This window comes from Gemmatimonadota bacterium (genome assembly GCA_016209965.1).
Taxonomy (GTDB): Bacteria; Gemmatimonadota; Gemmatimonadetes; order Longimicrobiales; family RSA9; genus JACQVE01.
Genome location: JACQVE010000160.1, coordinates 1 through 5,891 on the forward strand (window position 1 = coordinate 1; position 5,891 = coordinate 5,891).

Annotated in this window: 4 protein-coding genes; 2 read left to right on the forward strand and 2 right to left on the reverse strand. The window is 67.6% G+C overall.

Annotated elements, in window-relative coordinates:
* Together HY703_06510 and HY703_06515 are read right to left on the reverse strand one after the other, a co-directional pair.
* Window positions 1-2,157, reverse strand: a 2,157-nt coding sequence (locus HY703_06510; protein MBI4544826.1) for a TonB-dependent receptor, incomplete at its 3' end; no start/stop codon positions are given.
* A 295-nt stretch (window positions 2,158-2,452) separates the two neighbouring features.
* Complete coding sequence (locus HY703_06515; GenBank protein MBI4544827.1) at window positions 2,453-2,887, reverse strand: hypothetical protein; 435 nt, start codon at window positions 2,885-2,887, stop codon at window positions 2,453-2,455.
* Window positions 2,888-2,919: 32 nt separating this feature from the next.
* On the opposite strand from HY703_06515, the gene HY703_06520 reads away from it, so the two are divergent.
* The gene (locus tag HY703_06520) at window positions 2,920-3,147 is read left to right on the forward strand and encodes a hypothetical protein (GenBank protein MBI4544828.1); all 228 of its coding nucleotides are present in this window, start codon (window positions 2,920-2,922) and stop codon (window positions 3,145-3,147) included.
* 523 nt (window positions 3,148-3,670) lie between these two features.
* Window positions 3,671-5,891 (forward strand): sialidase (locus tag HY703_06525; GenBank protein ID MBI4544829.1); only part of this gene is annotated, 2,221 nt, incomplete at its 3' end.

Here is a 5,891-nt window from a genome sequence, read left to right on the forward strand (position 1 = left end):
CAGCTCGTCATACCTGGGCGGCGGGCCCAGGATGGGGATGAGCGGGCTGTTGCGGAACAGGGTCTGACCAATGGAGCCGTTGGTGCTGCGCGTGCTGGCCGTGTTGAGGCTCGGGATGCGCGCGTAATACAGCCCGCTGCTCGCGCGGAAGACCTGCCGGCCGTCGTCGTTCACGTCCCAGGCAATGCCCAGGCGGGGCTGGAACATCTTCCAGTCGGAGGGGATGGTGCCGTCCGAGGGGAACTCGAACGTGCCCCTGGCATTGCTTACTGTCTTGCCGATGAAGGGGGCGAAGAAGACCTGGTCCGGCGGCGTGCGCGGCTCCGGCTGGACCTGCGCCTCCCAGCGCACGCCGTAGTTCACGGTCAGGTTGGCCCGCGGCTTCCAGGTGTCCTGGAGGTACGCGGCCAGATCATGCTGCGGGATGTCCTGTGTGCCCGCGTCCTCCACGGTGCGGCCGCCCACGCCCGCCTGCTGCAGGTAAAGCAGTACCGGGCCGGTGATCTGGCCGCCGGGGCACTGGCCGTCCGTGCGCGGCGGGCCGTTGCTGCACTGGACGTATTGCGGCCCCTTCTGCACGTAGTTGATGAAACCGGTGACACTGTTGAAGATGAAGCGGCCATTGGCGAAGCCGATGAAGGTCTGCTTCATCTCGGTGCGGTTCCACTCGACGCCCGCCTTGAACAGGTGGTTTCCCTTGAGCAATGAGATGTTATCCAGCAACTGGATACGCGTGTCGAACGCCTCGATGGGGATGAAGAAGGGCATGCCGAAGCGGAAGCCGAAGACAAAGTCCATGCCGGTGTCGGGGAAGGGCCGCGCCTTGCCGGGGATCTTCGGTCCCTCGTACGGCCGCGGCCGGTCCTCGCGCGCGTACTGGAAGCGGAACTCGTTGGCCACTGTGGGGGAAAGCTGCGAGGACAGGCTCCCGTTCACTGCGTGCGAGAAGTCCTTCTCGAGCGCGTTGGCGCTGCGGCCCCAGGTGTCGACATCAAACGTGCCGTTGACCTGCTTCGAGTTCGTGTAGTTGTACTTGAGCGATGCGTTGTGGTCGGGATTCAGCCGCAGGTCCAGCTTCACCATCAGCGCGTTGGCGTCATTGGTCCGATCAATAGGGCCGAAGTCGTCCTTCAACACGCCGTTGAACGCGGTACCCAGGAACGTCCGCAGCGAGTCGAACGCCGCGCTGGGCGGCCGGCTGAGCTGCTTGGTCTCGTCGTAGACCTGCTGGTCGTACGCCAGGAAGAAGAAGGCGCGGTCCCGCTTGAGCGGCCCGCCCAGCGTGAAGCCGAACTGATGCTGCCGGAAATCGGGGGCGACGCTGAGGTCCTTGTAGTGCGGCTCGCCCGCGATCTGGTCGAACTTGCCGAAGTAATGCGCCGAGCCGTGGAACTCGTTGGTGCCCGACTTCGTGATCACGTTGATGAAGCCACCGCCCGAACGCCCGAACTCCGCATTCGCGCCCTGCGAGATGACGGCGATCTCCTGAACCGCGTCCAGATTGAAGGTGAAGGGCGGCCGCTGACCGCCCCGGTGCTCGCCAAAGAAGGGATTGTTGAAGTCGGCGCCGTCCACGGAGACGTTGTTGTGGATGCCCCGCTGGCCGCCAATGCTGATCTCGTCGCCGTCGGGACCCTGCACAAGGGCCACGTGCGGCGTGAGCACCGTGTAGGCCAGATAGTTGCGGCCATTGTTGGGCAGGCCGGAGACGACCTCGGGCTGGAAGTGCGTGGCCGCCTCGACGCGCGCCACGTCGACCACGGGCCGCTGGACCTCGACCGCGATCTCCTCCAGCTCGATGGCCCGGAAGCTGAGGTCCAGCTCGACGGTCTGGCCCAGACGCAGCTCGATCCCCTCGCGCCGCGCCTCGCCTACCGCCTCCCGGGACTGGGCGGCGACGTCGTAAGTGCCCACCGGCAGCAGCGAGGCGACGAAGATCCCCAGCTCGTTGGTCGTCACGCGGCGCTCGAAGTTGGTCTGCCGGTTGCGCACGGCCACCGCCGCGCCGGGCACGGCGGCGCCCGCCGGATCGCGAACCGTGCCGCGGATGACCCCCGTGGTGGCCTGGGACTGTGACTGGAGCGGAACGGGCGCGATGAGGAAGGTCATGCCTGCGGCAAGACCCGCCAACCAGGACGACCGGCGACTCGGACTCATGGCGAGAGCCTCCCGGATAGGAAAGGGATGCACACCGGACGGCGGGCGCCGCCCGGAGGCGACGGTAGTTGGATGTTGGTTCTCCAAGATGCAAGCGGCAGGGGGTCCGGGACAAGACTCTTGATGCCACACTCTTGATGCCACCTCTTGATGCCACCTTGCCGCCCTGATGCCGCCCTTGCTGCCGCCGTTCTGGAAGCCGCGCCGGCTTAGTGGTCGAATTCGCAAGTACGGCCGCATTCGGCCGCCTGACCGTACCTACGAAATCGACCACTTAGTGGTGGAATCCGACCACTCAGGAGGCGGTCGCAGCCCGGTTGGCCTGGTCGAGCCAGCGGAGCTGCTCGCCGAAGCGCAACCCGGCCAGGGGCAGCTCCACCCGGTAGCCGCGCTGGCGTAACGCCGGAACCAGGAACTCCCGGTAGGCTGCGGGCGCCAATAGAGTGACGTGGTCCCCCGGCTGCGCCCGACGCGCCAGAGCTTGCGCGACACGCTGCGCCCACCTCGTGCGTTCCCGCAGCGGCTTCCCCGCCAGGGTCACGTCGTAGGGGTCGATCCACCGCTCCGGGTCGAGGAGCGCGTGCTTGGCCGAGAGGATGTACCAACGGTCGAACCGCGAGACGGCGAAGTCGCGGCACTTGCGGAAATACGGTGTGGTGTAGAGCTCTCCCGCGCGCGCCCGCCGGTCCAGCTTACGGCGCGTGCAGGCGACGAGGCAGATCCGGGCCATGCGTGACCCCCCACGCCCACCGGCGTGGTATAGTGAGTTCCCTGGTACCATGCGCGCGCAGCCCTTCCCACGCCAGCTCGGCACGGAGCGAGAAGGATCTCGTCCCCTTCACGATTACTGCGAACACGCTGGCGACGATCCTCCTCGAGCTGAACTCCGAGGCCTGGGTGACGAAGCAGAACGTGCGCGACCGCGTGGTGGACGACGCAGAAGTGCAGCAGGCGGCCACGGCCAGCCGGCGCACGGGGCCGCGGAGCTAAGTGGTCGAGTTCGCAAGTACGGTTGCATTCGGCCGCCGATCCGACCACTAAAGCCACGGGCGTGCCGGGGCAGAGAACGCGGCGTCGCCCACTACGGCGAGCGCCCTGCCGCGCCCCGCGCCCGGGACATTGGCGGCTGCGGGAAGTGCGCGGATGCGGCCGCGGAGCCTGGACTGTCTTGACGGTCCGGCTATCACAGGCGTAACCTGGGGCACTTGCGGGCCGGCCGTACGATCCTCTCCCAAAAACCAGGGTCCCCGAATCGACGGGGTTATGCAGGCACGGCGGCCTGGCGGCGCTCTCCCCTGGTGATCCCGGACCGGCGACGGCCTGAACGAGCACTGCCCCTCACTCCCACCCTCGTCCCCGAAGGAGGAGCCGAATGTACACCTGGACGAGCCGAGTCGGTTCTGCGGCCGCTTTTCTGGCCGTCCTGCTGTCCGCGCAAGCTACGGCGTTCACGCTACCCGCTAACGGGCAGGCGCGGCGCCAGGCGCAGCGGGCGCCACTGCTGGATACGGCCATGTACCGCCAGCTCCGCTACCGCACCATCGGCCCGGTGGGGAATCGGGTGAGCGCAGTGGCGGGCGTGGCGGGCGATGCCAGCACCTACTACGCGGGTGCGGCGTCGGGCGGCATCTGGAAGACGACGGACGGCGGCGTACACTGGGCGCCCGTGTTCGACGACCAGCCGGCCCAGTCGATTGGCGCGCTGGCGGTTGCGGCAACGGACCCCAACGTGGTGTGGGCGGGCACGGGCGAGGCGTGCATCCGCAGCAACATCTCGATCGGGAACGGTGTCTACAAGTCGACCGATGCGGGCAAGACGTGGCAGCACATGGGGCTGGAGAACACGGGTCGGATCTCGAAGGTGGTCATTCACCCTACGAATCCGGACATCGTCTACGTCGCCGCGCTGGGACACGCCTACGGCCCGCAGCAGGAGCGCGGCATTTACCGCACGCTGGACGGCGGCAAGAGCTGGGAGCGGGTGCTGTTCGTAGACGAGAACACGGGCGCGGCGGACCTGGTGATGGACCCCAACAATCCGCGCATCCTGTTCGCGGGCATGTGGCAGCTCGAGATCCACACGTGGGGCCGGGAGAGCGGCGGCCCGGGAAGCGGCATTTTCCTGTCCCGTGATGGCGGGGCCACGTGGAAGCGGCTCCAGGGCAAGGGATTGCCCGAGCGGCCGGTGGGGCGGATCGCGCTGGACGTTGCCCGCACCAACTCGAACCGCGTTTACGCGCTCATCGAGACCGGGGACGGCGTGCCCTGGCACGGCCAGGAGACGGACCGCGGGGAGCTGTGGCGGTCGGAGGATGGCGGCGAGACGTGGCGGGTGGTGAGCTATGACCGGCAGCTCGGCGGCCGGCAGCACTACTACACGCACATGGCGGTCTCGCCGGACAACGAGAATGAGGCGTACTTCCTCTCGGCAGCGTTCAGCAAGAGCCTGGACGGGGGCGCCACCACCGTGGACATCCCCTTTGGCGGCTCGCCGGGCGGGGACAACCACGACATCTGGATCGACCCGACGAACGCCAGCCGCATGATCGTGGGCAACGACGGCAATGTCTCGATCTCGGTGACGCGGGGCCGGAGCTGGCAGCGCGTCCAGCTCCCCATCGCGCAGATGTACCACGTGACCGTGGACAACCAGATCCCGTACTACGTTTACGGCAACCGTCAGGACGGCCCGTCGACGCGCGGGCCGAGCAACAGCAAGCTGGGCGGGTTCGGCGGCTTGGCCGGCGTGATCCCGCGCGGCGACTGGCACTCGGTGGCGGGCGGCGAGAGCGGCTGGGCGACGCCCGACCCGGTGGACCCGAATATTGTCTGGTCCAGCGCCTCGGGCTCGGGCAGTGTGGGTGGGATCGTGGTGCGCTACGACGAGCGCACGCGCCAGGCCCACAACGTCGAGGTCTGGCCGGCCAGCACCGTGGGCTGGCCGGCGGCGGACGTGAAGTACCGCTTCGTCTGGACCTTCCCGCTCACGATTTCGCCCCATGACCGGAACAAGCTGTATGTGGGGAGCCAGCACGTTCACGTGACCACGGACGGCGGACGGAGCTGGCAGGTGATCAGTCCTGACCTGACGCTGAATGACAGGAGTCGGATGGGCATCTCGGGCGGGCTCACGCTGGACAATATTGGCGTGGAGTACGCCGGCGTGATCTTCGCCATTGCCGAATCGCCGCTCGAGCCGGGGCTGATCTGGGCGGGCACGAACGATGGGCTGGTGCACCTGACGCGTGACGGCGGGAAGAGCTGGACCAACCTGACGCGGAACCTGCCTAACCTGCCGCCCTGGGGCACGGTGAGCAACATCGAGGCCTCGCGCCACGACGCGGGCACGGCGTACCTGACGGTGGACTTCCACCAGATGAACAACCGCGACCCGTTCGTCTACAAGACGATCGACTACGGGCGCACCTGGAAGCTGATCACGAACGGGATTCCGAAGAGCCCGCTCAGCTACGCGCATTGCGTGCGGGAGGACCCGGTGCGGCGGGGGCTGCTGTACCTGGGCACGGAGAGCGGGCTCTACGTCTCGTTCAACGACGGCGAGAGCTGGCAGCCGCTGCAGCGGAACCTGCCGCACGCGCCGGTCTACTGGATCGTGGTCCAGGAGCACTTCAACGACCTGGTGGTCGCGACGTATGGCCGCGGCTTCTGGATCCTAGACGACCTGGGGCCGCTGCAGCAGCTCACGCCCGAGGTGGCCGCGGCCGATGCACACC